30 protein-coding genes and 1 pseudogene are annotated in these 25,636 nt (G+C 70.4%); 14 read left to right on the top strand and 17 right to left on the bottom strand.

The window, feature by feature from the left end; translation table 11 throughout:
* Positions 1–6: 6 nt before the first annotated feature.
* The 5 genes from M1L60_RS06440 to M1L60_RS06420 all read right to left on the bottom strand — a co-directional run bounded on the left by M1L60_RS06440 (position 7) and on the right by M1L60_RS06420 (position 5,664).
* Entirely contained in the window at positions 7–1,344 is a 1,338-nt protein-coding gene (locus M1L60_RS06440; RefSeq protein WP_253236349.1) for an ABC transporter substrate-binding protein, read from the bottom strand.
* Positions 1,345–1,378: 34 nt separating this feature from the next.
* A complete protein-coding gene (locus M1L60_RS06435; protein ID WP_253236348.1) occupies positions 1,379–2,248 on the bottom strand; it encodes a carbohydrate ABC transporter permease in 870 nt (289 codons plus the stop codon).
* Positions 2,245–3,174, bottom strand: coding sequence for a carbohydrate ABC transporter permease (locus M1L60_RS06430; protein WP_253236347.1), 930 nt, complete (start codon positions 3,172–3,174; stop codon positions 2,245–2,247). Before M1L60_RS06430 ends, M1L60_RS06435 begins: the two co-directional genes overlap by 4 nt.
* Before the next feature lie 2 nt (positions 3,175–3,176).
* Positions 3,177–5,270, bottom strand: a complete 2,094-nt coding sequence (locus tag M1L60_RS06425; RefSeq protein WP_253236346.1) for a beta-galactosidase — start codon at positions 5,268–5,270, stop codon at positions 3,177–3,179.
* Positions 5,271–5,373: 103 nt separating this feature from the next.
* Positions 5,374–5,664 (bottom strand): hypothetical protein, encoded by a 291-nt coding sequence (locus tag M1L60_RS06420; RefSeq protein ID WP_253236345.1) that lies wholly within the window; start codon positions 5,662–5,664, stop codon positions 5,374–5,376.
* Between the two features lie 355 nt (positions 5,665–6,019).
* On the opposite strand from M1L60_RS06420, the gene M1L60_RS06415 reads away from it, so the two are divergent.
* Positions 6,020–7,039 (top strand): LacI family DNA-binding transcriptional regulator, encoded by a 1,020-nt coding sequence (locus M1L60_RS06415; protein ID WP_253236344.1) that lies wholly within the window; start codon positions 6,020–6,022, stop codon positions 7,037–7,039.
* A 306-nt stretch (positions 7,040–7,345) separates the two neighbouring features.
* Here the strand turns inward: M1L60_RS06415 and M1L60_RS06410 are convergent, their stop codons facing one another.
* Positions 7,346–8,299: a beta-ketoacyl-ACP synthase 3 gene (locus M1L60_RS06410; protein ID WP_253236505.1), complete on the bottom strand. Its 954-nt coding sequence runs from the start codon at positions 8,297–8,299 to the stop codon at positions 7,346–7,348.
* A 780-nt stretch (positions 8,300–9,079) separates the two neighbouring features.
* Positions 9,080–9,715, bottom strand: coding sequence for a TetR/AcrR family transcriptional regulator (locus M1L60_RS06405; RefSeq protein WP_253236343.1), 636 nt, complete (start codon positions 9,713–9,715; stop codon positions 9,080–9,082).
* A gap of 65 nt (positions 9,716–9,780) precedes the next feature.
* Here M1L60_RS06405 and M1L60_RS06400 point away from each other — a divergent pair, with 65 nt between their 5' ends.
* From M1L60_RS06400 to M1L60_RS48490, 4 genes and pseudogenes are all read left to right on the top strand, one after another.
* A complete protein-coding gene (locus M1L60_RS06400) occupies positions 9,781–10,074 on the top strand; it encodes a hypothetical protein (protein WP_253236342.1) in 294 nt (97 codons plus the stop codon).
* On the top strand, positions 10,074–10,949 hold the full coding sequence (locus M1L60_RS06395) for a class I SAM-dependent methyltransferase (protein WP_253236341.1): 876 nt from the start codon (positions 10,074–10,076) through the stop codon (positions 10,947–10,949). Before M1L60_RS06400 ends, M1L60_RS06395 begins: the two co-directional genes overlap by 1 nt.
* Positions 10,946–11,350 (top strand): hypothetical protein, encoded by a 405-nt coding sequence (locus M1L60_RS06390; RefSeq protein WP_253236340.1) that lies wholly within the window; start codon positions 10,946–10,948, stop codon positions 11,348–11,350. Before M1L60_RS06395 ends, M1L60_RS06390 begins: the two co-directional genes overlap by 4 nt.
* Positions 11,351–11,543: 193 nt before the next feature.
* Positions 11,544–11,684, top strand: a pseudogene (locus M1L60_RS48490) (ISL3 family transposase); the annotation flags it as partial.
* A 161-nt stretch (positions 11,685–11,845) separates the two neighbouring features.
* On the opposite strand, the gene M1L60_RS06380 reads toward M1L60_RS48490, so the two are convergent.
* On the bottom strand, positions 11,846–12,328 hold the full coding sequence (locus tag M1L60_RS06380) for a hypothetical protein (RefSeq protein WP_253236338.1): 483 nt from the start codon (positions 12,326–12,328) through the stop codon (positions 11,846–11,848).
* A 104-nt stretch (positions 12,329–12,432) separates the two neighbouring features.
* Here M1L60_RS06380 and M1L60_RS06375 point away from each other — a divergent pair, with 104 nt between their 5' ends.
* Entirely contained in the window at positions 12,433–12,606 is a 174-nt protein-coding gene (locus M1L60_RS06375) for a hypothetical protein (RefSeq protein ID WP_253236337.1), read from the top strand.
* Positions 12,607–12,708: 102 nt separating this feature from the next.
* Here M1L60_RS06375 and M1L60_RS06370 read toward each other — a convergent pair whose 3' ends face one another.
* Positions 12,709–13,455, bottom strand: a complete 747-nt coding sequence (locus tag M1L60_RS06370; protein ID WP_253236336.1) for a hypothetical protein — start codon at positions 13,453–13,455, stop codon at positions 12,709–12,711.
* A gap of 25 nt (positions 13,456–13,480) precedes the next feature.
* Positions 13,481–14,848, bottom strand: a complete 1,368-nt coding sequence (locus M1L60_RS06365) for a TrpB-like pyridoxal phosphate-dependent enzyme (protein ID WP_253236335.1) — start codon at positions 14,846–14,848, stop codon at positions 13,481–13,483.
* A 72-nt stretch (positions 14,849–14,920) separates the two neighbouring features.
* Here M1L60_RS06365 and M1L60_RS06360 point away from each other — a divergent pair, with 72 nt between their 5' ends.
* Together M1L60_RS06360 and M1L60_RS06355 are read left to right on the top strand one after the other, a co-directional pair.
* Positions 14,921–15,508 carry a TetR/AcrR family transcriptional regulator gene (locus tag M1L60_RS06360; RefSeq protein WP_253236334.1) on the top strand — a complete coding sequence of 196 codons (588 nt, stop codon included), beginning with the start codon at positions 14,921–14,923 and terminating at the stop codon, positions 15,506–15,508.
* Positions 15,501–16,502 carry a nitronate monooxygenase gene (locus M1L60_RS06355; protein WP_253236333.1) on the top strand — a complete coding sequence of 334 codons (1,002 nt, stop codon included), beginning with the start codon at positions 15,501–15,503 and terminating at the stop codon, positions 16,500–16,502. The genes M1L60_RS06360 and M1L60_RS06355 overlap by 8 nt, the downstream gene beginning before the upstream one ends.
* Here the strand turns inward: M1L60_RS06355 and M1L60_RS06350 are convergent.
* Positions 16,388–16,822, bottom strand: a complete 435-nt coding sequence (locus tag M1L60_RS06350; protein ID WP_253236332.1) for an STAS domain-containing protein — start codon at positions 16,820–16,822, stop codon at positions 16,388–16,390. The two genes, M1L60_RS06355 and M1L60_RS06350, sit on opposite strands and share 115 nt — an antisense overlap.
* 261 nt (positions 16,823–17,083) lie before the next feature.
* On the opposite strand from M1L60_RS06350, the gene M1L60_RS06345 reads away from it, so the two are divergent.
* The gene (locus M1L60_RS06345) at positions 17,084–17,737 is read left to right on the top strand and encodes a class I SAM-dependent DNA methyltransferase (RefSeq protein ID WP_253236331.1); all 654 of its coding nucleotides are present in this window, start codon (positions 17,084–17,086) and stop codon (positions 17,735–17,737) included.
* Between the two features lie 3 nt (positions 17,738–17,740).
* Here M1L60_RS06345 and M1L60_RS06340 read toward each other — a convergent pair whose 3' ends face one another.
* The gene (locus M1L60_RS06340) at positions 17,741–18,454 is read right to left on the bottom strand and encodes a GNAT family N-acetyltransferase (RefSeq protein WP_253236330.1); all 714 of its coding nucleotides are present in this window, start codon (positions 18,452–18,454) and stop codon (positions 17,741–17,743) included.
* Positions 18,451–18,774 carry a nuclear transport factor 2 family protein gene (locus tag M1L60_RS06335; protein WP_253236329.1) on the bottom strand — a complete coding sequence of 108 codons (324 nt, stop codon included), beginning with the start codon at positions 18,772–18,774 and terminating at the stop codon, positions 18,451–18,453. The genes M1L60_RS06340 and M1L60_RS06335 overlap by 4 nt, the downstream gene beginning before the upstream one ends.
* A gap of 103 nt (positions 18,775–18,877) precedes the next feature.
* On the opposite strand from M1L60_RS06335, the gene M1L60_RS06330 reads away from it, so the two are divergent.
* Positions 18,878–19,642, top strand: coding sequence for a GNAT family N-acetyltransferase (locus M1L60_RS06330; protein ID WP_253236328.1), 765 nt, complete (start codon positions 18,878–18,880; stop codon positions 19,640–19,642).
* Positions 19,643–19,649: 7 nt separating this feature from the next.
* Here the strand turns inward: M1L60_RS06330 and M1L60_RS06325 are convergent, their stop codons facing one another.
* The 3 genes from M1L60_RS06325 to M1L60_RS06315 form a co-directional block, all read right to left on the bottom strand.
* Positions 19,650–20,225: a hypothetical protein gene (locus M1L60_RS06325; protein ID WP_253236327.1), complete on the bottom strand. Its 576-nt coding sequence runs from the start codon at positions 20,223–20,225 to the stop codon at positions 19,650–19,652.
* Positions 20,226–20,302: 77 nt separating this feature from the next.
* Entirely contained in the window at positions 20,303–20,782 is a 480-nt protein-coding gene (locus M1L60_RS06320; RefSeq protein ID WP_253236326.1) for a DUF6082 family protein, read from the bottom strand.
* A gap of 381 nt (positions 20,783–21,163) precedes the next feature.
* Positions 21,164–21,757, bottom strand: coding sequence for a LysE family translocator (locus M1L60_RS06315; protein ID WP_253236325.1), 594 nt, complete (start codon positions 21,755–21,757; stop codon positions 21,164–21,166).
* Between the two features lie 70 nt (positions 21,758–21,827).
* Here M1L60_RS06315 and M1L60_RS06310 point away from each other — a divergent pair, with 70 nt between their 5' ends.
* Both M1L60_RS06310 and M1L60_RS06305 read left to right on the top strand, forming a co-directional pair.
* Positions 21,828–22,754 carry a LysR family transcriptional regulator gene (locus M1L60_RS06310; protein WP_253236324.1) on the top strand — a complete coding sequence of 309 codons (927 nt, stop codon included), beginning with the start codon at positions 21,828–21,830 and terminating at the stop codon, positions 22,752–22,754.
* Positions 22,755–22,850: 96 nt separating this feature from the next.
* Positions 22,851–23,696 carry a substrate-binding domain-containing protein gene (locus tag M1L60_RS06305; protein ID WP_253236323.1) on the top strand — a complete coding sequence of 282 codons (846 nt, stop codon included), beginning with the start codon at positions 22,851–22,853 and terminating at the stop codon, positions 23,694–23,696.
* Here the strand turns inward: M1L60_RS06305 and M1L60_RS06300 are convergent.
* Positions 23,680–24,849: a lanthionine synthetase LanC family protein gene (locus tag M1L60_RS06300; RefSeq protein WP_253236322.1), complete on the bottom strand. Its 1,170-nt coding sequence runs from the start codon at positions 24,847–24,849 to the stop codon at positions 23,680–23,682. The genes M1L60_RS06305 and M1L60_RS06300 overlap by 17 nt on opposite strands.
* Before the next feature lie 60 nt (positions 24,850–24,909).
* Here M1L60_RS06300 and M1L60_RS06295 point away from each other — a divergent pair, with 60 nt between their 5' ends.
* Together M1L60_RS06295 and M1L60_RS06290 are read left to right on the top strand one after the other, a co-directional pair.
* The gene (locus tag M1L60_RS06295) at positions 24,910–25,311 is read left to right on the top strand and encodes a hypothetical protein (RefSeq protein ID WP_253236321.1); all 402 of its coding nucleotides are present in this window, start codon (positions 24,910–24,912) and stop codon (positions 25,309–25,311) included.
* Positions 25,312–25,313: 2 nt separating this feature from the next.
* Positions 25,314–25,631 (top strand): nucleoside triphosphate pyrophosphohydrolase family protein, encoded by a 318-nt coding sequence (locus M1L60_RS06290; protein ID WP_253236320.1) that lies wholly within the window; start codon positions 25,314–25,316, stop codon positions 25,629–25,631.
* Positions 25,632–25,636 lie beyond the last annotated feature (5 nt).

The following is a 25,636-nucleotide window of genomic DNA, read 5'->3' as shown; positions in this document are numbered from 1 at the left end:
CGTGGGTTACTCCTTGACCGGGATGGCCTGGGACTTGAGGGTCTCGATGGTCGACTTCTGGGTCGCCGTGAGGGCGTCGTTGAGCGTGCCGGTGCCGGACACCGCGGCCTTGAAGCCGTCCGAGGCGTTGGCGTAGGTCGAGGTCATCGTCGGTCCCCAGGTGAAGTCGGGCGTGACCTTGCCCGACGCGTCGGCGAAGACCTCGTAGATCTTCTGGTCACCATAGAACTCGACCGGGTTGGCCAGGTACGAATACTTGGTTCCGGCCGTGGTGGCCGGGTAGAGCTGGGCTTCCTTGTTGAGCAGGGCGAGCGCTTCCTCACTGGTGTTCAGCCACAGGGCGAACTGCGCGGCCTCGTACGGGTGCTTGCTGTTCTTGAAGACCGCGGTGGCCGAGCCGCCCCAGTTGCCGGCGATGTCCTCGCCCGCGCTCCACTGCGGCATCGGGGCCACGCGCCACTTGCCGGCCGTCTTCGGAGCGCCGCTCATGATCGAGTTGGCCCCCCACACGGCGGACACCCAGGTCCAGGCCGAGCTGGAGTTGTAGGCGTTGTCCCACTCGGTGGTCCACGGCGGGACGGTCGAGACGAGCTTCTTGCTGATCAGGTTCTGCCAGTAGTCGGCGACCTTCTTGGTCTTGTCGTCGGTCAGGTTGACCGTCCACTGCTGGCCGTCGTTGGCGAACCAGCGGCCGCCGGCCTGCCAGGTGAAGCCCGCGAACTGGTTGATGTCGCTCTGCGAGAAGTTGGTGATGTAGCCGCCGGCCGCCTTGACCTTCTCGGCCGCCGCCGCGTACTCGTCCCAGGTCTTCGGAATGGCGATGTTGTTCTTCTCGAACAGGTCGGCCCGGTAGAACAGCGCCATCGGGCCCGAGTCCTGCGGGACGCCCCAGGCCGACTTGTCGTCGCCGAAGCTGACCTGGTTCCAGGTCCACGGGATGAACTGGTCCTTGGCCTTGGCCACGATGTCGCAGCTGGCGACGTCGAACAGGCCGTCCTGCACCCGGAAGCTGGGCAGCGCGTCGTACTCGATGTGGCCCAGGTCGGGGGTGTTGTTGGCCTTGAGCTGGTTGAAGAAGTTCTGGTAGGTGCCGCCGTTGCCGTTCGGGCCGGTCTGCACCTTGACCTGGATGTTGGGGTTCTTGTCGTTCCAGACCTTGACCACGTTCTCGATCCCGGGGATCCAGGTCGTGTACGAGATCGTGACCGGGCCGGAACTCGGCGCGCAGGAGGCGGCCGACGTGCCGCCACCCGATGCGTCGTCGTCGCTGCCGCCGGAGCCGCAGGCTGTCAGGGCGAGCGCTGAGACCAGCAGAGCACTGGCCGCGCGGAATGCAGTGCGCATAGCGATTTCCTTAGATTTCCTTGGAGGGAGGGTGCTACTTGACGGCGCCGGCACCGAGGCCGTTGCGCCAGAACCGTTGGAGGAAGAGGAACGCGACCACGAGGGGCGTGATCGAGAGCAGGGCGCCGATGATGACCAGGCCACGCAGCTCGGGGATCTGGTTGACCTGGGTGTTCCAGGAGTAGAGCCCGAGCGTGACCGGGAACAGCCGCTCGTCGCCGAGCATGATCAGCGGGAGCAGGAAGTTGTTCCACACGGCGACGAAGTGGAACAGGAAGATCGTGATGAGGGCCGGCGTCATCAGCCGGGTCGAGACCTTGAAGAACGTACGGATCTCGCCCGACCCGTCGATGCGGGCCGCCTCGAGCAATTCGTCCGGGACGCTGGCACTCGCATAGATCCGGGCCAGGTAGACGCCGAACGGGTTGACCAGGCTGGGCAGGAACACCGACCAGAACGTGTTGGTCGCGTCGACCTTGCTGAAGATCAGGAACAGCGGCAGCGCGAGCGCGGTGGCCGGCACGAGCACCCCGCTCAGCACCACGTTGAAGATCAGCTCACGGCCCCGGAACCGGTACTTGGCCAGCGCGTAACCGCACATCGCGGCGAGCACGGTGCCGAGCAGGGCCGCCCCGCCGGTGTAGAGGATGCTGTTGAGCATCCAGCGCAGGAACACGCCGTCGCGGTAGGCGAACAGGTCGCCGATGTTGGCGAACAGGTCGAAATCGGCGAACCACAACGGGTTGGTGCTGGTGAACTGGTCGGAGCTCTTGCTGGCGCCGACGAACAGCCACCAGATCGGCGTCAGGAAATAGACCGTGCAGACGGCCATGATGAGCATGGCGGCGGTCCGGGAAAGCAGGCTCTCCTGCACCTTGTTCCTGACGGGCGCGTCGACGCTCACTGGACTCCCTTCCGCTGCGTGAACTTGAGGAAGGCGAAGGAGAGGATGAAGGTCGCCAGGGCCAGCACCACCGAGAACGCGGCGGCCAGGTTGAAGTTCGGGACCGACGACGTCGCGTACACCGTCAGGTTGGGGGTGTAGGTGCTGGAGACGGCCGAGCTGAAGCTGCGGAAGACCTGCGGTTCGGCCAGCAGCTGCAGGGTGCCGATGATCGAGAACACGGTGGTCAGCACGATGGCCGGCATGACCAGCGGAATCTTGATCGACCAGGCGATCCGGATCGGGCCGGCCCCGTCGATGCGCGCCGCCTCGTACACCTCGGCCGGGACGGCCAGCAGCGCGGAATAGATGATCAGCATGTTGTAGCCGACGTAGACCCAGGTCACGACGTTGGCGATGGCCCACAGCACGAAGTCGGCCGACAGGAAGTCGACGGCGCTGGTGATCGGCTTGAGCGGCGACAGGTTGGGCGAGTACAGGAAGCCCCACATGATCGCGGCGATGACACCCGGAATCGCGTACGGCACGAAGAAGGCCAGCCGGAAGAAGCGGCGACCTTTGACGAGGCCCGAGTCGAGCAGCAGGGCCAGCACCAGGGCCAGGCCCAGCATGACCGGCACCTGGACGACGCCGAACAGCAGCACCCGGCCGATCGACGCCCAGAACGGGCCGTCCTCGAAGACCCGCTGGTACTGCACGAGACCGCCGAAGACCTCGCGGGCCGGACCGAACGTGCCGGTGCGCTCGACCGTGTAGAGGGACTGCACGATCGCGTACCCGATGGGCACCAGATAGAAGAGAACGAAGAGCAGCCCGAAGGGGACGACGAAGAAGGGCACTGCCCGGCCGTACCGGACCGCCCGGCCGCCCTTATGTGGTGTCTCGGTGCCCTCGGGCACGTCGACGGTGGTCATTGTCTGTGTCATGGTCACGCCTCCTCCCGTACGACCCGGACCGCGCCACCGGGCACGGTGACCGAACCGGTGACCGGCTGGCCGGTCACCAGCTCGTGGCCGGTGATCGGGTGTTCGATGTCCTTGCTCCCGTGGTTGACCACGAAGACGAACGGCCCTCGGCGCACGACCTCCGCGTCCGGATGGACGACCTCGGCGCGCGAACGAACGCCGCCGAAGCCGCCGTGAGTGACTTGCGCACCGAGGTGAGCGAGTTGCGCGCCGTCATGAGCGAGTTGCGCGCCGTCATGAGCGAGTTGCGCGCCCGAGTGGGCGAACTGCGCGCGCGGTTGAGCGGTGTCGGCGGCCGCTTGAGCGTTGTGGGCGTTCATCGCGCTCGCGAGAACGTCGCGCAGGGTGGGGGTGCCGAGGGCGGTGGAGATGTACCAGGCCTCGCCGGCGCCGAAAGTGTTGCGGGTGACGGCGGGGCGGCCGTCGGCGTACGCCAAAGCGGTTCTGGCCGTGGTCAGGCGTAGGCGCTCGGCCCAGAGGCCGGCGTGACTGCCGTCGGCCAACGGCACCGACGTGCCGGGTAGCAGCGGGGCGAACTCCTCGCTGACCACGCCGAGCAACTCCCGGAAGGCGCCCGGGTAGCCGCCGAGGCGTACCCGGTCGTCGGGGTCGACGATGCCGCTGTAGAACGTGATGACCGCGTGGCCACCCGCCTCGACGAAGTCGGTGACCACGGCCGCCTCCTGGTCCGAGACCATGTGCAGGCAGGGCACGACAACAGTGCGGTAGCGGTTGAGGTCGCGGCCGGGGGCGACGATGTCGACAGTGACGCCGAGTTCGCGCAGCGCCTGGTAGGCGGCGTGCACCTGGTCGAGATAGCGGAGATCCTGGGAGGGCCGGGCCTCGGTGTCGGTCGCCCACCACGATTCCCAGCTGAAGATGAGCGCGGTGTCCGCCTCGACCTTCGTACCGCCGACTTCGCTCAGTTTCTCGAGTGTTTCCGACAACTCGAGCACTTCGCGCCAGACCGCGGTGTCCGTTCCCGCGTGCGGGACGATCGCCGAGTGGAACTTCTCGGCGCCTTGGGCCGAGGCCCGCCACTGGAAGAAACAGATCGCGTCGGCGCCCCGGGCCACGTGGGTCAGCGCGTTGCGCAGCAGCTGACCGGGCTCCTTGGCCAGGTTGTAGGGCTGCCAGTTGACGGCGCCGGTCGCGGTCTCCATCAGGATCCACGGACGGCCACCGGCCAGGCCGCGGGTGAGGTCGGCCGCGAACGACAGCTCGGCCACCGGGTCGGCCAGGCGGTGGTCGAGGTAGTGGTCGTTGGCGATGACGTCCATGTCGGCGGCCCACGACCAGTAGTTCTGGTTGCGGATGTGGGCGGTCACCATGAAGTTGGTGGTGATCGGGTTGGTCGAGTGGCGCCGGATGACCTCGGCCTCGGCGCGGTAGTAGTCGAGCAGCTCGTCCGACGAGAAGCGCTGGAAGTCGACCAGCTGGGCCGGGTTGCGCACCGACAACGCGGCCCGCGGGGGCTGGACCTCGTCGAAGCTCGCGTAGCGCTGGCTCCAGAAGGCGGTGCCCCAGGCCTTGTTGAGTGCCTCGACCGTGCCGTACCGCCGTTCCAGCCACCGCTGGAAGGCCTGGGCGCTGGCGTCGCAGTAGCAGAGGGCGTTGTGGCAGCCGAGCTCGTTCGACACGTGCCAGAGGTCGAGCGCCGGGTTGTTGCCGTAGCGACGGGCGACCTGCTCGACGAGCCGCAGGGCGTGCTCGCGGAACACCGGCGAGCTGGGGCACCAGGCCTGGCGGCCGCCCGGGAAGCGGGTGGTGCCGTCGGCGGTCACCGGCAGCACCGCGGGGTGGCGACGGGTCAGCCAGGGCGGGGCGCTCGCGGTGCCGGTGCCCAGGTTGAGCTTGATGCCGGCCGCGTGCAGAAGCCCGACGATCTCGTCCAGCGCGGCGAAGTCGTACTCGCCGGCCCGGGGCTCGATCTGCGACCACCCGAACACGTTGACGGCAACGAGGCTGACGCCGGCCTCGCGCATGAGGCCCATGTCCTCACGCCAGACATCAGGCGACCACTGCTCGTAGTTGTAGTCGCAGCCCAGCCGTAGCATCCTCGAACCCCTCTGTGTGTGCACGTGCACACATTTCGCCATGAGCAACCGCCGATGACGTTTGTGTGAACGGGCACACACTAGGGCGGCCGAACTCCGGGGGTCAATAGCGAACTTCCAGGGATTGCCGCCCGTTGCTGACTTGCCGCTCGTGGACATCGCCCGGATGCGCGAGGACGTGGCCTTCGTAGAGTTGGCGCTGGCCGAGCTTCCCGATACCGTGCTGGACCTCACCGACCCCGGCCTCTGGGACAGGTTGCGGGCCGAGCCGCCCCGGATCGACCGGGCCGGCGTGCGGGCCGAGGCCACGGCCGCGCTCGAAGCGCTCCTGGACGCGTACGAAAAAGGACCTGAGCCCGTACGGCAGCAGGTGCGCGACATCTTCCGGCAGCACCCCCGACGTGCCAGCGCGCTCGCGACCTGGGCATCGACGTCGAGCCAAGCCGCAAACCTCCGCCCGCCACGGGACCACCATCCGACCGCCCCCACCGATCCGGGCCAGCACCCCACCACCCACGCCCGAGTCCGGCCAGCACCTGAGCACCCAGCCCCGAACTGGGCCGGCACCGACCTCCCACGCCCGAACCGGGCCGGCCCTCAACCAGCCACGCGCGATCAAGGCTTGGTTCGGACCGACTACGCGGGCCGAAACCTGAGTAGCGGCCGGCAGCTGATCATGCTTCGGTGTGTGGCGCGGCACTGAGCCCATCAGCGGCACCAGCACCGCCATGGGCCGTACAGTGTTGGCCGTGACCGGGCCCAGGAAAGCGCGCCGCGCCACCGTGCATGACGTGGCCGCGGCAGCCGGCGTTTCCCGCGGAACGGTCAACCGCGTCCTCAACGGCGGCTACGTCTCGGCCGACGCCCGCACGGCCATCGAAGCGGCCATCGCCAAGGTCGGCTACGTCCCCAACCGGGCCGCCAGCATGCTGGCCCGGCAACGCTCACAGGCCGTCGGCTTCCTGGCCCTGGAACCGCATTCGCTGCTGCTGGAAGACCCCAACATCGGGGCCATCATGCTGGGCGCCAATTCGGCGCTGTCCCTGGCCGACCACCAGATGGTCAGCCTGGTCATCGACTCCGACCGGGACATGCAACGGGTCGGCCGCTACCTGAGCGGCGGCTTCGTCGACGGCGCGATCATCGTCTCGGCCCGCTCGCACGACCCGATCATCCGGCTGATCGCCGAGATAGGGCTACCGACGACGTTCGTGGGCCACCCGCCCGACCTGGCCCGAGACATGCCGTACGTGGGCATCGACAACGCCGGCTCGGCCCTGGCCATCACCCGGCGCCTGATGGAAACCGGCCGCCGGCGGATCGGCATGATCGCCGCCGCGCTCGACCGCGACTCCGGCGCCGACCGCCTCACCGGCTTCAAACAGGCGCTCGGCGAACGTTTCGACCCGGCCCTGGTGGCCGACGTACCGCTCTACGACTACACGTACGGCGTGAAGGGCATGCGCGCCCTGCTGGACCGCGAGCCCGCCATCGACGGGGTGTTCGCGGCCTCAGACGCGGTGGCGGCCGGCGCACTCGAGGCGCTGCGCGAGGCCGGCCGGCGGGTCCCCGAGGACGTGGGCCTGGTCGGCTTCGACGACAGCTCCTGGGCGCTACGCACCCAGCCACCCCTGTCCACCGTGCACCAGCCGGCCCGCGAGGTCGGCCGGAACGCCGCCGAACTGGTCCTACGCCAGATCGCAGGCGCCGAACCGGTCGACCTCAACATGGTGCTCGACTCCCCCGTCGTCTGGCGCCACTCCGCCTGACGCCCCACCGGGGTCGTTCCCCTGGCAGACTCCGGGCTGTGCGCTTGATCGACGCTGCCGGGTTCGGAGTGGACCTGCGAGTAACCGGGTATCAGTTCCCGTACGCCCTTCGTCATCCGAGCTCACCTGACGCCTCAGGGTATTGAGCGGGCCGCGGCCGAGTGGGAACACGAGATCGCCGCATACCCCTGATCGGTGTTCCACCCGTACGAAGCCCGAGCATCGCTTCGACGCCGCTGAGCGGCGGCGGCGATCACACGCCACGCCTCGCCGGGTCAGCGCCGTCCAGCCCCCGCAGAGGGCCGGTCAGGGCAATTCAACGACCTGAGCCGCGTACGAGAGTCCGGCGCCGAAGCCCACGAGCAGTGCGGGACCCGTCGTGCCGGCCAGGGCTGCCATCGCCTGGGGGATGGAGGCCGCGCCGGTGTTGCCGTTGGTGACGATGTCGGTGGCCACCGTGACGTGCGGGCCGAGCCCCAGGGCCTTGGCGGCGACCGAGGTGATGCGCAGGTTGGCCTGGTGAGGGATGAAGGCCGCAAGGTCGCCGGCGGAGATGCCCGCGGCGTCCAAGGCGCGCCTGGCCACGTCAGGAACGACGGAGGTCGCCCAGCGGAAGACCTCAGGACCGGCCATGCGCAGGATGCCCGCTTCGTCGTATCGCAGCAGTTCACTTCCGGAGCCGTCGGCACCCCAAATCACCGGACCGATGCCGCACTCCTGCGCCGGACCGACGACGACCGCGCCCGCGCCGTCACCGAAAAGGAAAGCGGTGCCGCGGTCGCGCTCGTCGATGATGTCAGTCATGCGCTCGGCGCCGACCAGGACCACATAGCCGGCCGCGCCGCTGCGAACGAGCGCGTCAGCGGTCGCAAGTGCGTACGGGAATCCGGCGCACGCCGCCCCTAGATCCATAGCGGCGGCCGAGCTTGAACCCAGCAGGTCGGCCACCAGGGGTGCCACGGTGGTCGCGCGGCCGCGATGGGACATCGTCGCTACCAGCACGGCCGAGACGTCGTGCGGATCGACACCGGCGCCCGCGAGCGCCTTGGAGGCGGCCGCCGTGGCCATCATGACCAAGTCCTCATCGGGCGCGGCGCGCCGCCGCGACTCGATGCCGCAGCGGCGGCGGATCCACTCATCGCTGGAGTCGATCAGAGGGGCAATCGTCTCGTTGCCCACCTCGGTCCGCGGACGGTACGAGGCGACGCTCAGGATGCGCGACCCGGGGTGACCGGCGCGGCGCTGCAGAGGATGGGTCATGGCCAGCAATCCAAGCATGCCCGACTGGGCGCCCTCTGAACTCTTAGTTCCTCGCCGGTAACCAAGCTCCCAACCGAGCACAGGAGCGAGCCAGCCCCGGCCGAGGCCCGCCGGTCCCAGACGAATTCCGCCGTGACCACGCTCGTCGCCGGCGGTGGGGACGCCACCAGCCACATGCCCGCGATCAGCGCACAGAACCCGCACCCCGGCCCGAACGCGCACGCCAAGGCGGCACAGAGCGTACCGGGCGCACCAGAGACCTACCGACAGGCCAGGCCCAAGCCCACGCCCGTAACGAACCCGCGACCCGAACCGAGCGCACGGCCCGGACGAACCGGCCGGCATTCACCCGCCGCAATCCCGGCCGCCCGCCAACACCGAACCACCACGCCGGACCAACAACACCAACCAGGCGACGCGCGCACACCGACCGGGCCCACTCGCCGCCCCGCCCCCACTCCCGCCAGGCGGTCACCGACATCCTCCGCAACCCGCCACCGGCGGCGAACACGCCACGCCAACGGCCGGCGCACCACGCGCGGCCCGCCGAGCACCCATCACCCGGGTCGAGAAAAGGGGCCGTGGAAACACCGGCAATGCTCGATGGGTGAAATAACCTCAGACGGCCGGACGATCCTTCTCCCGGCGAAAAGAAGGGCCGGAACTATCGCTTGCGGTGTGACCACGCAGGGGCTTCGGGACAGGTCATTCCGGCTCTTCGAAGTTAAGCGGGGTTGAGGTGTCCGCGGTGGCGGCGGGTGGTTGCGGTGCGAGTGCGGATCAGTCAGGCGCGCTAAGCACGGCGGCGACGCCGTCCACGAACCACTGCTCGAACCGTTCAACCGGCCACCCGCGCTCGCGGACCAGCCAGTCGTAGTTGCGGATGTCCTGTGCGAGCCATAGCACGTCGGCGGCCCGCTCCTGACTCACCAGGACCTCGCCGGTGGCCGCGAGATCGGCGGCGAACATCGCCATGCCGCGGTGCCGGTCCTCGAGGTTCTTGCGCCAGATTGCCGCGGCGTCGGCGTCGGCGGTCGCCGCACCAGCCAGGGCCAGCATGACGTGCACCTGTCGCGCATGGGTCTCGGCCAGGTGCCGGGCATACCGCGCGAGCTTCGCCCGCAGGCCGGTCAGCGCCCGGATGTCGGCGACGAACGAACGCTGCGCCATCTCCACCCGCTCGTCGTCGCCGACCAAGGTGACATCGACGAGATCGGAGAGCAGCTGGCGTTTGTTGCCGAACACCGCGTACACGGTTTGCACGGCGACGCCGGCCTCGACGGCGACGGCAGTCAGTGGCGTCGCAGCGTAGCCCGGGTCCACGAACAGTTTGGCGGCGGCGTCGAGGATCGCCCGCCGGGTCTGCCGAGCCTGTTCCTGACGCCGGGGCGAGACGTAACGCCGGTTGACAGTCACGCGGGCAGCGTAGTCCACTATTCGATAGAGCTTCACTCTATCGACTCGACATCAGGGGGACAGTTGTGCCGTACGGCGTCGTGCAAGACATGCCCGGAGTCAGCGAGCAGGAGTACCGGCAGGTGGAGAAGCACCTCGGTCCGGACCGGCCGCCGGGCCTGCTGGCTCACGTGGCCGGCCCGTCTGACGAGGGCTGGCGGATCATCAACATCTGGGCCGACGAGGCCGCGTTCCGCAGGTTCCAGTCCGAACGCCTGGTTCGTGCCGCCGGGCTGGCCGCTCAGGAGGAGGGCTTCGATCCGGCGAAGGCTGCCGCGTTCCGATCGGCGAGCGTCGACGGCGTCGAGATGCCGTTCTGATGGCTGACACTGACACGCTGCGCGCCCGCAATGCCGACTTCTGGGACCGGACGGCGCCGGGGTGGGTCCATCAGGCCGACCGGCACGACCAGTTCGGCCGGCCGCTGGGCGCCGTGGCCCTCGACTGGCTGCGACCCCAACCCGGTGAGCGGGTTCTGGACGTGGGCTGCGGGTGTGGCGGCACAACCGCCGAGATCGCGCGGGCTGTCACACCGCTGGGCAGCGCGATCGGTCTCGACCTGGCCGAGGCCATGGTGACGACGGCCCGGGACCGGTTCACCGCGCCGGACGGCGCGGGACCGCGGTTCGTCGCCGGTGACATCGAGACGCTCGACGCCGTGCCCGGGGCGCCGTTCGACGCCGTCTACTCCCGGATGACGTTGATGTTGCTCGCCGATCCCGTCGCCGGCCTGACCACAGTCCGGCAGGCGATGCGGCCCGGCGCCCGGCTGGCCGCAACGGTGTTTCGCGACGGCCGCGTGAACCCGTGGCTGCCGGCGGCGCTGCTCGGAGCGGCGGCACACCTGGGACCGTTGCCGCCGCTGCCAATCGGCGAAGAGCCCGGCCCCTTCGCCTTCGCCGATCCGGCCCGGGTGACCCGGCTGCTCACCGCCGCCGGCTTCACCGACATCGGCATCCAACCGTACGACGTCACGCTCGACGCCCCGGACGACCCGGAAGTGGTCACCGAATGGCTCATCGAGATCGGCCCCGCCGGCGCGGCCTACCGGGACGCCGAACCCACTACCCGGAGCAAGGCCCGGGCCGGGGTGGCCCGCCTGCTCGAACGGTTCCGCACGGCCGGCACCGACTACCGGCTGCCGACCGGACTGTGGTTGATCAATGCTCGCTCAGACAGGACCAGCACACCATGACCTCTCAACGTCGCCTCGCAGCGTTCCTCACACTGATCATCAGCACCGCCGTGCTGCCCGGCTGCACTTCAGCCGGCACCGACCCGCCGTCCACCGATGCGCCCACGCCGGGCGGCGGCGGAGTAACCCGGGCGAGCGGCGAGCCGCCCGCCGCGGCGGGCGGCTCCTATTCGGCGACGGACGTCTGCACCTACCTGAAGGGCGAGATCCCGGCACTGAAGCAGATCGGCAGCCCGGTCGGGCGGCACGCCAACCTGGCCGGCAAGCTGGCCACCTTCTTCGAGTCACACGGTAAGCCGGAAAGCGGCGCCGCACTGGACGCCGCAACCAAGGCGGAATGCCCAGCCGTGCGTACCGAGGTGCTCAGCCTGATCGAAGTGGACAGCTTCGGCTCGTTCTAGGGCGTATCTGGCGGATCACGTGGGAGCGAGGCGAGGTCCAGGTCGTGGCTGGCGTCGGCCGCAGGGCGGTCCAATACCGGTGTTTTATTGGGCCGTTCTGCGGACGCCGTCAGGCGCGGGCTGGGCCACGCCGCAGCCCCGCGTGATCCGCCAGATACGCCCTAGCCTGGACGGGGCGCAGGCGCATCCCGCACCGGCCAAGATCGGCGCTCCGATCCTGGCCGCGTGGAACGCGAAGGAGGACCTGCTCGATCTGCTCGCGATCGCCCGCACCCGCGAACTCGTCCATCGGCTGTTACGCCGCTTCCATACCCGCTGCGCTGGTTCTGACCTGCACCTCAGCCCCGCTCAAATTCGAAGAGCCGTCATTCCGGCAACGCCGAACGCACTCACATCGGCCAGATCAGCACGCCGGATGCGCGCCGTTGCCAGGGTCGGTCATCGCTTTAGCTCGCGGCTTGAATCGGACGGATCCGCCGGTTTCGCCACCGGTGCTCAGGGGCCCTCGATTGTCAAGGGGCCGCCCTCGACGCCGTAGAACCAGTGGTGGCCGGCGTTCGGTGCGGGCGGTAGGTCGTTGTGGATCAGGTGGTTCATCGCTTCGGCCAGGTCGGCGATCACTGCGCCGTCGATGTGCTCTTCGAACCGTAGGGCGAACGGCTCGTTGCCGGTCACGTATCTGGTCTCGGCCTCGGTTCGGGTCATGATGCCGCGTTTCCGCAGGCGACGGCCGGCCTCGGCAATGATCCGATGGACGAGGTCCCGCTGCGGTGGCGACCACCGGTCGTCGTCCAGGGCGAAGGCCCACGATGCGCCGACCTGAGCATTGGCGCGTAATCCTTCGAGCACGACCTCCGCCCCCTCGGGCTGGGACATCCCGCCGGCCACGTCGATGGCTTCCAGCAGCAGGATGCCGAAGCTGACGTCGTAGGCCCAGATGAACTGATCTCCGAAATCGACCGACACAGTCTTGCTCATGCGTCGGATCATGCCCTTCGGTTCACCGCCGTTTGAACCCGAGGTCGCCGGCGGTGGGTTCAGTACAGCCAGCGGCCGAGTACGGCCGGCCAGAACCGTGTTTCATGGCTGCCGTCGCCGATTGCTGCGGGATCGACGGATCTGATCTGTTCGAGCAGGTCATCGATTTCCGCCAGGGCCTGCTCCTCGGCCTCGCCGTCCTCGTCCCACCGAACGAGACACCGTGCACAAGCTCTTCGAACATCGGTACGCCGCTTGATATCAGCGCTGCCTTCTGAGCCTGCGGGAGGCGCCACCCTGCCGGCTCCCGCTCGGTGACGCGCAGGACTCGTCCGGCCCGGCCCAGGATTCGAAATTCTGAAATGAAGGAGGGAGGGGATTCATTCGGTTCGGCGTTTGGCGAAGTCCCAAACGTCACCGTCGTCCTCGTCCAGCAGTTCGCGTAGTTCCTCGGACTGGCCTCGTTCGACCAGGAGCCACACCTTGAGGGGCACCGAGATGCTGCCCAGCTCGGTCGAGCTGCCCATCGCGGCCCGCCACAGCAGGTCGCGGTCGAGCCACAGCAGCAGGTCGGGCAGGCGCTCCCTGATTCGTGCGGCTACGGGCGCGGCGTCAGCCTCGGAGGTGACCGTCCACAGGCCGGCGCCGTCGTCGGGGGTTACCGGCTGTAGCCAGTTCACATGCGAGAGGTCCGGCCTCTGCGAGGGCGGGTAGCCGTACGTGTGTTTCTGCCAAGCCCAGAACGGCGCCAGCAGGAAGCCCACATGCACCGCGAAGCGGGTCTCGCCGTCGGGGGCCGGCAGGGGGTGGAAGTCGACCATCAGAGTGTCGCCGGCGGTGTTGGTGCGGCGGAAGACGTACCGGTCGCGGTCGAAGCCGTCGTCGGCCAGGAGACGGCCGAAGGCTCGTGCCGTGGCCGACAGTGCCGGGCCCGGCCTCGGCGTCGCCGCCTTGCGGCGTAGCGTCCAGCGTTTGCCCAGCAGCAGGTAGGCCGCGTAGACGACGGCGGCGACGGCGGCCGCCAAGCCGGGCCACCCGTTGTGGATGACCAGGGGTGGGGCCGCCGCCACCAGGGCCAGCGCCAGGGCCATGCGGTGCGCGCTCAGCCGGCGGGGACCTCGGGACACCGACCGACTCTATCCGCGCGCCGGGTCAGGCCGGCACGGCGGGCAGCCTGGACTGGGCGGCCGCGACCGCCTCGCCGGACAGCGCGTGGTCGGCCATCTCGCCCGACAGGAATTTCCCGTACGCGGGAAGGTCGAGATGACCGTGGCCGCAGAGCGCGGTGAGAATCACCTTGGACTCGCCGGTCTCCTTGCAGCGCAACGCCTCCTCGATGCAGGCGGCCAGCGCGTGGGTCGGCTCGGGGGCGGGGATGATGCCCTCGGAGCGGGCGAACGCGACGCCCGCCTCGAAGCACTCGCGCTGCGTCTTGGCCACCGCCTCCATCAGCCCGAGCTCGTACACGTGGGAAATGAGCGGGGCCATGCCGTGGTAGCGCAGACCCCCGGCGTGGATCGGGTCGGGGATGAAGTCGTGACCGAGCGTGTGCATCTTCATCAGCGGGGTCATCCCGGCCGTGTCGCCGAAGTCGTACGCGTACACGCCCTTGGTCAGCGACGGGCAGGACGCCGGCTCGACCGCGCGGATCACCGGGTTCATCCGGCCGGCCATCTTCTCGCGCAGGAACGGGAACGCCAGCCCGGCGAAGTTGGAGCCGCCGCCGGTGCAGCCGACGATCACGTCGGGCGTGGCGCCGACCTTGGCCAGTTGCAGCAGCGCCTCTTCGCCGATGACCGTCTGGTGGAGCAGCACGTGATTAAGCACGCTGCCGAGGGCGTAGTTGGTGTCGGGGTGCTGGGCCGCGACCTCGACCGCCTCGCTGATCGCGATGCCGAGTGACCCGGGCGAGTCGGGGTCGTCGGCCAGCATCTTGCGCCCGGCCTCGGTCAGCTCGGACGGGGACGGGTGGATGGTCCCGCCGAACGTCTCGATCATCAATTTGCGGTACGGCTTCTGGTCGTACGACGCCCGGACCTGCCAGATCTCGCACTCGAGGCCGAATTGGGCGGCCGCGAACGCGAGCGCCGTGCCCCACTGCCCGGCGCCCGTCTCGGTGGTGAGCCGCCGGATGCCGGCCGAGGCGTTGTAGTAGGCCTGCGGCACCGCCGTGTTGGGCTTGTGCGAACCGGCCGGCGACACCCCCTCGTACTTGTAATAGATCTTGGCGGGGGTTCCGAGCGCCTTCTCGAGGCGGTGGGCGCGGAACAGCGGCGACGGCCGCCACAGGCGGTAGACCTCGAGCACCTCGGGCGGGATGGTCACGTAGCGTTCGGTCGTGACCTCCTGCTCGATCAGGGCCATCGGGAACAGCGGGGCCAGGTCGTCCGGCCCGACCGGCTCGTGGGTGCCCGGGTGCAGCACCGGGGGCGGCGGGCTGGGCAGGTCGGGCACGATGTTGTACCAGCTGGTCGGCATCTCCGATTCGGACAGCAGGATCTTCGTGGCGTCATCGCTCATGCCCCGATCATGCCTGTTCGCGACCCCGTCAACGGCCGTTTACATCCGTTCGGGGGCCGGTACGCTGGTCGGGTGACCAGCCCTGCCCCCACGCGCCGCCGGGACGCCGCCCGCACGCGCCGGCTGCTGCTCGAGGCGGCCCGCCAGCGGTTCGCCGACGACGGCTACGCGGCCACCACCGTCCGGGACATCGCCGACGACGCCGGGGTGAACGTCGCGCTGATCAGCCGGTACTTCCAGTCCAAGGAGGGCCTGTTCGAGGCCTGCTTGAACAGCGCCGTCGACGACATGCGGCGCGCGGCCGGCTCGGCCACCCTGGCCGAGGTGCCCGCGCGCATCGCCGAGCAGGCGGCCGGCATCGACTCCGACGGCGTCCCGCGCCAGCTGATCCTGCTGCTGCGCTCGTCGGGCGACGCCCGGGCCGACGAGATCCGGGTCGGCATCCTGCACTCGTACGCCCAGAACCTGGCCGCCCTGGCCGGCTGGACCGAGGGCGACGACGAGCTGCTGCTCCGGGCCCAGATCACCATCGCTGCCTCGCTGGGCATCGCCATGCTGCGGTCCAGGACCCGGCTCGAACCGCTCGCCTCGGCCACGGAGGAGCAGCTGATCGGGCCGATCTCCGACCTGGTCGAGGCGGTGCTGGGCCGTCATGCGTGACCTGATCCGGCCCCTCGTCGTCGCGCCGATGGCGGGCGGTCCGTCCACACCGGCCCTGGTCACCGCGGCCATCGCGGCCGGGGCGACCGGCTTCCTGGCCGCCGGTTACAAGACTCCGCAGGCGGTCGAGGCCGAACTGAAGGCGGTCGAGGGCGCGTACGGGTTGAACATCTTCGTGCCGAGCCCGGTGCCGGTCGACGTGCCGGCCCTGGAGCGCTACCGCCGGCTGCTGCGCCCCGAGGCCGCGCGTTACGGCGTCGAGCTGCCGGCGCTGCGCCTCGACGACGACGACCACTTCACAGCCAAGATCGAATTAGCCATTGCGTACGGAGTTCCGCTCGTCAGCTTCACGTTCGGTGTGCCCGACCGGGCCGTGGTGACCGCGCTGCAGCAGGCCGGCTCGCGCGTGCTGATCACCGTGACGTCGGCCGCCGAGGCCGCCCGCGCGCTCGCCGCCGGCCCGGACGCGCTGATCGCCCAGGGTGGGTCGGCCGGCGGCCACTCGGCCACGACCAGCCCGGACGGATTCACCGGCGACACGACCACGCTGGACGTCCTGGCCGCGGTGAGGTCGGAGGTTCCGGTGATCGCGGCCGGCGGCGTCTCCGAGGCCGCCACCGTCGAGCGGCTGCTGGGCGCGGGCGCGCTGGCCGTGCAGTGCGGCACGGCGTTCCTGCTGGCCGACGAGGCCGGCACCCGCCCCGCGCAACGCGACTTCATGCTGGCCGGTCGCGGCGCCGAGACCGTGATCACGCGGGCCTTCACCGGGCATCCGGCGCGGGCGCTGCGCAACCGTTTCACCGACACGTACTCCGAGGTCGCGCCGATCGGCTACCCGGCCGTGCATCATCTGACGGCCCCGATCCGGGCCGCCGCCGCTCAGGCCGCGGACGCCGACACCATCAACCTGTGGGCGGGCACCGGCTTCCGCTCGGCCCGCAGCGGCACGACGGCCGCGCTGGTGGCCAGGCTCATGCCCGGCTCCCAGTCGTAGAGGGCGGCCCAGCCCAGCAGGTCGATCATCCGGCGCACCTCGGCCGACGGGTCCCGCAGCCACAGCCGCCGCCCGGCGTCCCGCACCCGCCGGGTCGCCTGGGCCAGCGCCCGCACCCCGCCTATGTCGATGAAGGTGACCGCCGACAGATCCATGACGACGTCGACGGCACACCCGGCCAGCAACTCCAGCGCCAGGTCGAAGAGCGGCATGGTGGCCAGGTCGACCTCGCCCGCCACCCGGGCCCCGGCCGGCGACGCGATCGCGGTGATCTCCAGCGGCCAGCCCGGCGCGGTGGTCGTTCCGATGTTCGTGAGCATTCTGCGTCTCCCCCTCGCAACAACTCTTGACATGACGACCGTCCTCGCTCACCGCCTGTGACACATCGCGCGGATGTGTGACCCGCCGACCAGCGCATGACGCCATCGATGCCCGAGCGCACCCACGGAACACGTGTGACCAGGCAAATCAGAGCACGTGGCGGATGGCTTCCCCACCGGCGTCACCAGCGTCACAGCGGTGGGAACGGCGGGGCGGCCGCCCGCTGACCGCATCCATCGATCCGGCTACCGTGGCCGGTCATGAGTACGGACAACTGGTTGGCCGATACCCGAACCTCCTACGACACGGTCGCCGGCAACTATGCCGACCTGGTCCGCAACGCGCTCTCCGAACTTCCTTACCTACGCGCCGCCTTGTCGCTGTTCGCCGACGGCGTGATCGCTGCGGGCGACGGGCCGGTGGCGGACATCGGATGCGGGCCTGGACACATCACCGCGCATCTGCACGAACTCGGTCTCGATGCCTTCGGCGTCGACCTGTCACCAGGGATGATCACCGTTGCCCGGCGCGACCACCCGCACCTGCGGTTCCAGGTGGGCTCCATGACAGACTTGAGCGTCCCGGCCGCCTCACTGGCCGGTCTCCTCGCCTGGCAGTCGTTGATCCACCTACCCGACGAGGACGTGCCCACCGTCCTCGGAGACTTCCATCGATCCTTGCGCCCGGGCGGACTGTTGCAGCTGCTCTTCCACACCGGCGACGGGTCGCGACTGAAGACCGAAGGCTACGGCGGCCACCCGATGAAGGTTCACGTTCATCGCCGGCCGCCGGACAGGGTGGCCACCTGGCTGCGTCACGCCGGGTTCGAGGTCGAGGCGCAACTCCTGCTCAACAACCCGGAGGGCGAGGTTTCCCAAGCTTTTCTCTTCGCACGGCGCCCGCGGCGGGCCTGACCGTCAGAACGCGTACAGCTGGTACTGGCCCACCTCGTGGAAGCCCATACGTTCGTAGACCGGCACGGCCATGGGGGTCGAGGTCAGGGCGGCCATCGGGATGCCGCGGACGGCCGCGCGGCGCAGGACGGCCTGGGTCAGGGCGGCGCCGATGCCGTGGCGGCGCTGGTCGGGGGCGGTGCCGACGAAATACAGGGTGACCAGGCCGTCGGTGAACCAGGCCTCGGTCGTGCCCGCGATGCGGCCGTCCGGCAGGCGGGCGGCCAGGCGCAGCACGCCGTGGCCGAAGGCCTTCTCGCGTTCGGCCGCGCGGGGCACCGCCTCGGCCGGGATGCCCGAGACCTTCGCGTACGCGGTGACGAACTCGTCGATGTCGCGGGTCTCGTCGATGACCACGCCGGACGGGTCGGGGACCACCGAGGCGGCCGCGACCTCGGCCACCATGACGGGCAGGCGGGCCGTCGGCTGCGCGCCCAGTCGCTCGAGCGCCCCGGCGGTGCCGGGGTCGCTGTCGGCGCCGACCCACCACACCCGGGGGACGCCGGCCAGAACGTCACAGGCTTGCGCGTACGCCTCGTCGGGCTCTTGCCCGGCCACGCGCAGCACGCCGTTGAGCGGCGCGTGGGGCAACCCGCTGCGATAGACGTCCCCGGTCGCCGGGCCGTCGTTCCAGCCGCGCAGGTACGACCGGTGGGCGGCCAGGACGGTCTCGATCATGCCCGGATGGTCATGCGCGAGACGAGGTCGCCGTCGGTGCTGAACGTGAAGTGGCTCGGACCGTTGAAGCCGTTGCCGCCGACCGCGGCCGTCACCACTGTCTCGTCGCCGGCCCGGGTCACCTCTTCGACCGCGAGGCTCACCTGTTTCCCGATGAACTCGCGGTCACTCCAGCCGCGGATGGCCTCGGCGCCGCGGAACTCGCGGCCCCAGTCGTCGACAACGCCGTCGGCCGTGAAGCCGGCCAGGAACGCGTCGGTGTCGTTGGCGTTGGCCGCGTCGAGCAGCCGTTTCGCAGGTGCGTCGAGCTCTGCTGTCACGTCCGTCAGACTGCCACGCACCGGCGGGCCGTGCGGGCTGTGTTACACGTGAGCCTGCCCATACCGGGGCCGTGGGACGGGTGTGAACTCCTACGGTTGACGAGTGACTCTGGTTGATACCGCCGACACCGCCGCCCGCGCCTACTTGGGCGCCCTCAAGCTTCTCGCCGGCTCGCAGCGCAACGGCTACTTCCGCCAGACCCCCGGGGGCACCGCCGAGATCGTCACCGGCGCCCCCTTCCCCTCGCTGAACGGCATCGTCGCCGTCGGCCTCGACCCGTCGGCCGACGAGATCGCCGAGCTGGCCGCCTCGCCGCGGCTGAACGAGGTGGCCTGGACCATCCACGTGCGCGGCGACGACGTCGACCCGCGGATCGTCGGGGTCGCGGGCCGGCACGGCCTCACCGGCAGCATGCCGTTGCCCTTCCTGGTCCGCCCGCTGACCGAGGCCGACGCGGCCGACGTGCCCACCGCGCGCCGCATCACCGGCGCCGACAGCATCGCCTATCAGCGCACCATGGCGGCCGGGTTCGAGGCGCCGGAGCCGCTGTTCACGATCTTCGCCGAGACCGCCGTGGTCGAGCTGCCGGGCGCGAGCGGCTACCTGGTCGAGGTGGACGGGGTGCCGGTGGCGACGTCGTTCGGCGTGCTGGTGGGCGATCAGGTCGGCGTGTTCAACATCGCCGTGCCGCCCGCGTTCCGCCGCAAGGGCTACGGCCGGGTCGCGACGGCGGCCGTGCTCAAGGACGCCTACGCGGCCGGGGCGCGCACCGCGTTCCTGCACGCCACGCCGGACGGGCTCCCGCTCTACCGCGCGATGGGCTTCGAGCTCGCCGAGAACTGGACCGTCTTCGCGGCCGGCGCCTGAGACCCAACTAGCGTACGACGGTCAGGCGCGGCCGGTCGGCCGGCTCGGCGCCGCGACGGGTGACCAGGCGGCGGACGACCCGGGCCACCAGCACCGTGAGCACCAGCGCGGTGGCGTCCCGCACGACCACGTACCCGGCCTCGCCGAACCCGAGGTCGGTGTTGACGACCTTGAGCAGCGCCGCCGCCGACAACCCGGCGATCGCGGCCACCCCGGCCAGGCGGGCCAGCGCGGGCCCGGTGCGGCGGAACCGGTCGCCGTGGCCGAGCCAGTAGCCGGGCAGCCGGCGGTCGAACAGCCACGCGAACAGCAGCGCCGGCACGACCTGGGGCACGGCCTGGACGAACGAGTGCAGCAGACCGCCGTCGGAGCCGGGGGCGAGCACGGCGACCACGCTGAGCGCGATGACGTCGAGGTTGCGCCGCCCGTAGCGGCCCTGGGCCACCAGCCACAGCGCGCCGGCGACGGCGGCCGGCCAGAGCAGGCGTACGCCCGAAGCGGACCCGGCCGTGGCCAGCCCGGCCACCGTGGCGGCCAGGTAGAGCGCGGCGAAGGCGGCCGTTCTCAGGACATAGCGGAACACGCTCACACTGCACCTCGGCGGGGTGGGTGCCGACAGGGGGGACTTCCTAGTTCGGCACCGCCACCACCGGGTTGAGGCTAATCCCGTACGCCGGACCCGCTGTTGACCTTCTCGCGCCGGGCCACCGAGGGCTTGGCGCGGGCGGCGGTCTCGCACTCCTCGCCGACGATGGTGAGGAAGCGGCGTTCCTTGCGCGTGCCCTTGGACGACCAGGCGCTCGACACCCGGCGCCACCAGCTGCGCGCCTCGGGGTTGGCGAACAGGTCCTCGAGGTTGAAGCGCAGGGCCTTCTCGTCGAGCTTGCCGATGTGCCACAGGGTGTTCCAGTGAGCCATCCAGAGGCTCATCCCGATCGCGGTCTTCCGCTCGTCCGAGGGCGGGCGGTCGGTCGCGTTGTAGTCCAGCTCGGGGTGGTCGAGCATCAGCTTGATCAGCTCGAAGTGGCGCTCGCGGACGTCGACCATCTGCGCGGTGCGGGCCTGCTGCTGCTGCACGGCGAGGGCAATAACGACGGCGAGGAGCGCGGCAATCGACACGACGGTGGGTAGATCGGTCATCATCACTCTCTGTTCCTTGTGCGCGGCTCCGGGCGCGGTCAGGGGGCCGCCGGCCGGTGCGCGCTGACGATCAGGGGGGCGCGGTTTCCCATAGCTCTTGGGTGTTCGAAGCTTTCGACATCGAAGTCTGACACCGCGGTCACGTCAGCAGTTGCGATGTATTCCGTACTGGACAGACGCGTGATCCGGTCGCTCGGTCGGAGTATTGTCAGGGCGGCCGCCGTGTGCTTGCGCAGGTCACGATGCTTAGGCCTTCGTGCGTAGGACGAAAGGGCTATGCCCGTTTCGATGCCCGGTGCGGCGACACACATACCTTCTGTCACCGTGACCGCCGAAAACGGCGAACACGAAGAATGGCTGGTTCCCCAACGATCCGGACATTCACCCCGCTATGGCTACGGCCACGCCCAGCCCGAGCATGGTCATCCCGGTCGCCGTGCGCACGATTTTCCGCGCCACGGGGCGGGTCACCCGGGCCCGGCCCCGGTCGACCATCCAGACGTACACCATGAACCACGAACCCGAGACGGCCGCCCAGACGACACCGAGAGCGATCGACGACAGCAGCACCGGACCGTCGGCCGTGACGAACTGCGGTATCAGCGACACGGCGACCACGCCCGCCTTCGGGTTGCCGAGGCTGGTGAACAGGCCGGCCAGGAAACTCCCTCGCCGCCGGACCTCGACGGGCCGGCCCGGGACGAACAGCGTCAGCAACCCCAGGACGATCAGCACCGCCGCCCCGGCCAGCCGCAGAATTTGGTACGCGCCGGGGTTGGCCAGCAGCACGGCCGAGAGCCCGGTCGCGGCGGCCACGGCCCAGACCAGGATGCCGGTGGACGAGCCGGCCACGGCGGCCAGCCCGGCCCGGCGCCCGTACGTCAGGGTCTGGCGGGTGATCGAGGCGTTGTTGGCGCCGGGCAGCACGGCGAGCAGCGCGACCGTGACGACAAAAGCAGCGAGATGTGTCGGCATGACGTGAGCTTGCGGTTTCCCGGCGTACGAAAGAAGTTGATGCTCTTAGCTCCAGAGTTAATATTTTTTGATGGTCGATCCCGGGCAGTTGCGGCTGCTGGCCCTGATCCGCGCGCACGGCTCGCTGGCCGGCGCCGCCCACGAGCTGCGCGTCACCCCGGCCGCCGTCTCCGGGCAGGTCGCGCGGGCCGAGTCCGACTGGGGCACGGCCCTGGTCGTGCGCGGGCCCCGCGGCGCCCGGCTCACCGGCGCGGGCGCGATCCTGGCCGACGCGGGCGACGCCGTGGTGGCCCTGGGCGAGCGGGCCGAGCAGCAGTTCCGGGCGGCGATCGGCTCGCTGTCCCGGCGGCTGCGGATCGGCACGTTCCAGGCCGCGGCCGAGCACCTGCTGCCCCCGGCCCTGACCGCGCTGCGCCACCAGCGCCCCGACGCCGAGCTGACCATCATCGAGATCCCGTCCCACCGCGGCCTGCCGATGGTGGCCGAGGGCGAGCTGGACGTGGCCGTGATCGCCACCTACGGCGAGCCGCCGGCCGGGCCGGCCGGGGTGCGGCGGCAGCCGCTGCTCACCGACCCGATGGTGCTGTGCCTGCCCGACGACCACCGGCTCGCCCGCCGGCGGCGGCTGCGGCTGGCCGATCTGGCCGACGAGCCGTGGATCGTGATCGTCGCCGGTCACGCGGCCCGGCGGCAGCTCGACGAGGCGGCCGGGTTCACCCCGCGGGTGCAGTTCGAGACGGAGAACTACAACGTGGCCCAGGCCCTGGTCGGCACCGGTATCGGGGTCACCCTCCTGTCCCGCCTGACCGTGCGGCCGACGCCGGGCGCCGTCCACCGTGAACTCGACGCACCCCGGCTGAGCCGCGAGATCGCCGCCGTCACCGCGGGCTCGGATCCGCTGGCCGCGCACTTCGTCGCGCTGCTGGGCCAGGTCGGCGCCGATCTGTCGGAGGCGTGGGCCGATTGTCCTTTTGTGGACGACGTAACAAGGACGTAACGAGGGGTTGACCGGACGCAACAAGAACAGCCATGTTTGCGTTCACCACCTCCCAGGCCGAGGTTTCGTGGGGCCTCCGGAGCAAAGGACAGCTGTATGACTTCCCGCGGCGGCGAGAGTTCCCCGGTCATCGGCGTGGTCGCCCAGAACACGACCCTGTACGGCCCGGCCAGCATGGTCAGGGCCATCGGCGACGCCGGGCTGGACGCCGACCTGCCGGTGACCGTCGGCCACGTCTGCGGCTACGACTCGGTCGCCGCCACCCGTCGTCTCGTGGTCCGGCTGACCAGCCAGGGCGTGGCCGGGCTGATCGTCGTGGCCCCGGTCGACGCGGCCGCCGCCGTGCTCGACGCCGTGCCGGCCGGCATGCCGGTGGTGACAGTGGACGGCCCGCCCCGCTGCCCCACCGCCAACGTCTCGGTCGACCAGCACGCGGGCGGGTTGCTGGCCACCCGGCACCTGCTGGCCAACGGCCACCGCACGGTGTGGCACGTGGCCGGCCCCGAGCAGTGGCACGGCAGCCGCGCCCGCGAGGCCGGCTGGCGGGCCGCGCTGGCCGAGGCCGGAGTGCCCGCTCCCCCGACGGTCCGGGCCGAGTGGTCGGCCGCCTCCGGCTACCGCTGCGGCCGCCTGCTGGCCGAGAACCCGGCGTGCACGGCCGTGTTCGCGGCCAACGACGACATCGCGCTGGGCATCATGCGGGCCATGACCGAACGCGGCCGCCGTATCCCCGAGGACGTCAGCGTGGTCGGCTTCGACGACGTGCCCGAGGCCGGCTACATCAACCCGGCCCTGACCACCGTCCGGCAAGAGTTCGCCGACGTCGGCCGCGAGGCGCTGCGCCTGCTGCTGGGCCAGCTCGGCGCACCCGCCCGCGATGCCGAGTCGGTCCAGCTCGAGCCGGTGCTGATGACGAGGGGCACGGTCAGCGCGGTGGCCTGAGGCTCCGGGCCGGCAGATGGTCGGGCCAGGACACGGCGTACGCCGGATCGGCCCCGGCCCCGATGCGGGCGTACCGCAGCAGCTCGGGGACGATGCCCGCGTTGCCCATGGCCCAGCCCGCCTCGGGCGCGAGCTCGCTGGGCGTCACCCGGTGTTCGAAGTTCAACCAGCGCGCCCCGGCGGCGTCGACCGTGGCCCGGCGGCCCAGGTCCTCGACCAGCACGTTAGCGAAGTCGAGCGGTTCCCCCAGCTCGACGTGCCGGTCGAGGGCCAGTGCCAAGACGCCCGCGGTCCCGCAGCAGCGGCCGTTGTTGTCCCAGAAACCCGGGCGCAGCCGTTGCGGCAGGCCGCTGTGGGTGACGGTGTGCCAGCACTGGTCGGCCCGCGCGGCCCAGACGCCGTCGCCGGTGAGCGCTCCGAGCAGGCGGAACACCTGGGCGTCACCGGCCGGGCCGTTGCACCAGCCGTAGCTGTAACGCTCGATCAGCTCGGGCCGGTGCGGCGGATCGGAATGCGGCACGAGGAACCCTGTCGGCCCGGCCTCGTTGCGGGCGACCACGTCGGCCGCGCCGGCGAGGGCCAACTCGACCAGATCGTCGCGGCCCGCGGCGGCGCCCACCGTGGCCAGCGCACAGACGATGCCCAACGTGCCGTGCGCGATGTGGTGCGACCGCGGCGGGCTCGGCCGGACCGACCAGTTGACCCCGCCGGCCGTCACGTCAGCCGTCCGCAGATAGGGCTCGACGGCTAGGACAGCCAGGTCGAGGTCGCCGGCGTGCAGTGCGCCGAGGGCGATGCCGGCGTTGCCGAACAACAACTCGGTCATCTCGCCCCAGCCCCGGCCGTCGAAACGCGCACGGACGATGCCGAGCGCGCGGTCGGCGGCGCGGTTGGCATGTTCGTCACCTAGCAATCGGTGCACCGCGCGCAGCACGACGGCCGTACCGGTCAGTCCGAAGTAGAGCGAGGAGCCGTCGTCGCCGGTCAGGGCAATCGCACCGCGCCGGGCAGCCTCGCCGTACCGGTCGTCCTGGAAGTGGCGGTGACCCTCCAGCAGCGCCAGGACGATCCCGGCCCGGCCGCTGTACAACGTGAGGTCATCGCCGGCGGTGCCGGAAATCCAGTCCAAGGCTCCCCGCGCCAAGTCCTCCATCGGCCCATCAGATCAGACGCGGCGGGTGTGAGATTCGGCGGCGCCGGGAACGTGCCGGTCATGCACTGGACCGATCGGTTGGGCGGCCCGCCGGGCCGCTACGCGGTGACTGCGGCGGCGCTGACCGCAGTGTGGTTTCTCTTCCGGCTCTGGCTCGATCACGGCGACCCGGTGCTGTCGATCCTGGGCCTCAGCGGCCTCTACGGCGCCTTGTGGGGCTTGGGTCCGTGGCTGATCGACAAGGTGAACCGGCGCGGCCACCGCGACCTCGACCGCGCCGACCGCCGCCGGGGCGTCGTGGTCGGGCTCGGGGTCGGCCTGCCGCTGTTCGGTGCGCTTCTGGCGATGTGCCTGGCCACCGGGCGCTGGGTGTACGCGACCGGCTACGTCCTGGCCATAGCCGGCATCGTCATCGCCGCCTGGCTGTCGTACCGCAAGGAGCGGACGGAAGCTACCGTCTGATCATGGACATCAATGGTCTGCAGGCGCGGGCGGTCGAGATCGCCGAGTCCTACGATCGTCACCACGTGGCCGCCGGGCGCGAGCCGTGGAGCACCGGCGACCTGACGCTGGGCTTCGTCGGGGATGTCGGGGATCTGGCCAAGCTGGTCGCGGCCGTGGACGGGCGGCGCGAGATCCCGGACGCGCGGGCCCGGCTGGGTCATGAGCTGGCCGACTGCCTGTGGTCCGTGCTGGTGCTGGCCGACCGTTACGGCGTGGACCTCACGACCGAGTTCGCGCGGATGACCGATGCGATCGAGCAGGACCTCAACCCGGGCTGAGCGGT

This window comes from Paractinoplanes aksuensis (genome assembly GCF_024137025.1).
Taxonomy (GTDB): domain Bacteria; phylum Actinomycetota; class Actinomycetes; order Mycobacteriales; family Micromonosporaceae; genus Actinoplanes; species Actinoplanes aksuensis.
This window is presented reverse-complemented; position numbering and strand designations above follow the sequence as displayed.

Coding starts and splice junctions, on each gene's coding strand:
- M1L60_RS06375 (WP_253236337.1), top strand. CDS start 12,433: ATGGCTGCCGTCGCCGATTGCTGCGGGATCGACGGATCTGATCTGTTC.
- M1L60_RS06305 (WP_253236323.1), top strand. CDS start 22,851: ATGACTTCCCGCGGCGGCGAGAGTTCCCCGGTCATCGGCGTGGTCGCC.
- M1L60_RS06310 (WP_253236324.1), top strand. CDS start 21,828: ATGGTCGATCCCGGGCAGTTGCGGCTGCTGGCCCTGATCCGCGCGCAC.
- M1L60_RS06425 (WP_253236346.1), bottom strand. CDS start 5,270: ATGCTACGGCTGGGCTGCGACTACAACTACGAGCAGTGGTCGCCTGAT.
- M1L60_RS06290 (WP_253236320.1), top strand. CDS start 25,314: ATGGACATCAATGGTCTGCAGGCGCGGGCGGTCGAGATCGCCGAGTCC.
- M1L60_RS06295 (WP_253236321.1), top strand. CDS start 24,910: ATGCACTGGACCGATCGGTTGGGCGGCCCGCCGGGCCGCTACGCGGTG.
- M1L60_RS06430 (WP_253236347.1), bottom strand. CDS start 3,174: ATGACACAGACAATGACCACCGTCGACGTGCCCGAGGGCACCGAGACA.
- M1L60_RS06345 (WP_253236331.1), top strand. CDS start 17,084: ATGAGTACGGACAACTGGTTGGCCGATACCCGAACCTCCTACGACACG.
- M1L60_RS06440 (WP_253236349.1), bottom strand. CDS start 1,344: ATGCGCACTGCATTCCGCGCGGCCAGTGCTCTGCTGGTCTCAGCGCTC.
- M1L60_RS06380 (WP_253236338.1), bottom strand. CDS start 12,328: ATGAGCAAGACTGTGTCGGTCGATTTCGGAGATCAGTTCATCTGGGCC.
- M1L60_RS06355 (WP_253236333.1), top strand. CDS start 15,501: ATGCGTGACCTGATCCGGCCCCTCGTCGTCGCGCCGATGGCGGGCGGT.
- M1L60_RS06340 (WP_253236330.1), bottom strand. CDS start 18,454: ATGATCGAGACCGTCCTGGCCGCCCACCGGTCGTACCTGCGCGGCTGG.
- M1L60_RS06390 (WP_253236340.1), top strand. CDS start 10,946: ATGACCTCTCAACGTCGCCTCGCAGCGTTCCTCACACTGATCATCAGC.
- M1L60_RS06315 (WP_253236325.1), bottom strand. CDS start 21,757: ATGCCGACACATCTCGCTGCTTTTGTCGTCACGGTCGCGCTGCTCGCC.
- M1L60_RS06395 (WP_253236341.1), top strand. CDS start 10,074: ATGGCTGACACTGACACGCTGCGCGCCCGCAATGCCGACTTCTGGGAC.
- M1L60_RS06300 (WP_253236322.1), bottom strand. CDS start 24,849: ATGGAGGACTTGGCGCGGGGAGCCTTGGACTGGATTTCCGGCACCGCC.
- M1L60_RS06350 (WP_253236332.1), bottom strand. CDS start 16,822: ATGCTCACGAACATCGGAACGACCACCGCGCCGGGCTGGCCGCTGGAG.
- M1L60_RS06410 (WP_253236505.1), bottom strand. CDS start 8,299: ATGACCCATCCTCTGCAGCGCCGCGCCGGTCACCCCGGGTCGCGCATC.
- M1L60_RS06320 (WP_253236326.1), bottom strand. CDS start 20,782: ATGACCGATCTACCCACCGTCGTGTCGATTGCCGCGCTCCTCGCCGTC.
- M1L60_RS06365 (WP_253236335.1), bottom strand. CDS start 14,848: ATGAGCGATGACGCCACGAAGATCCTGCTGTCCGAATCGGAGATGCCG.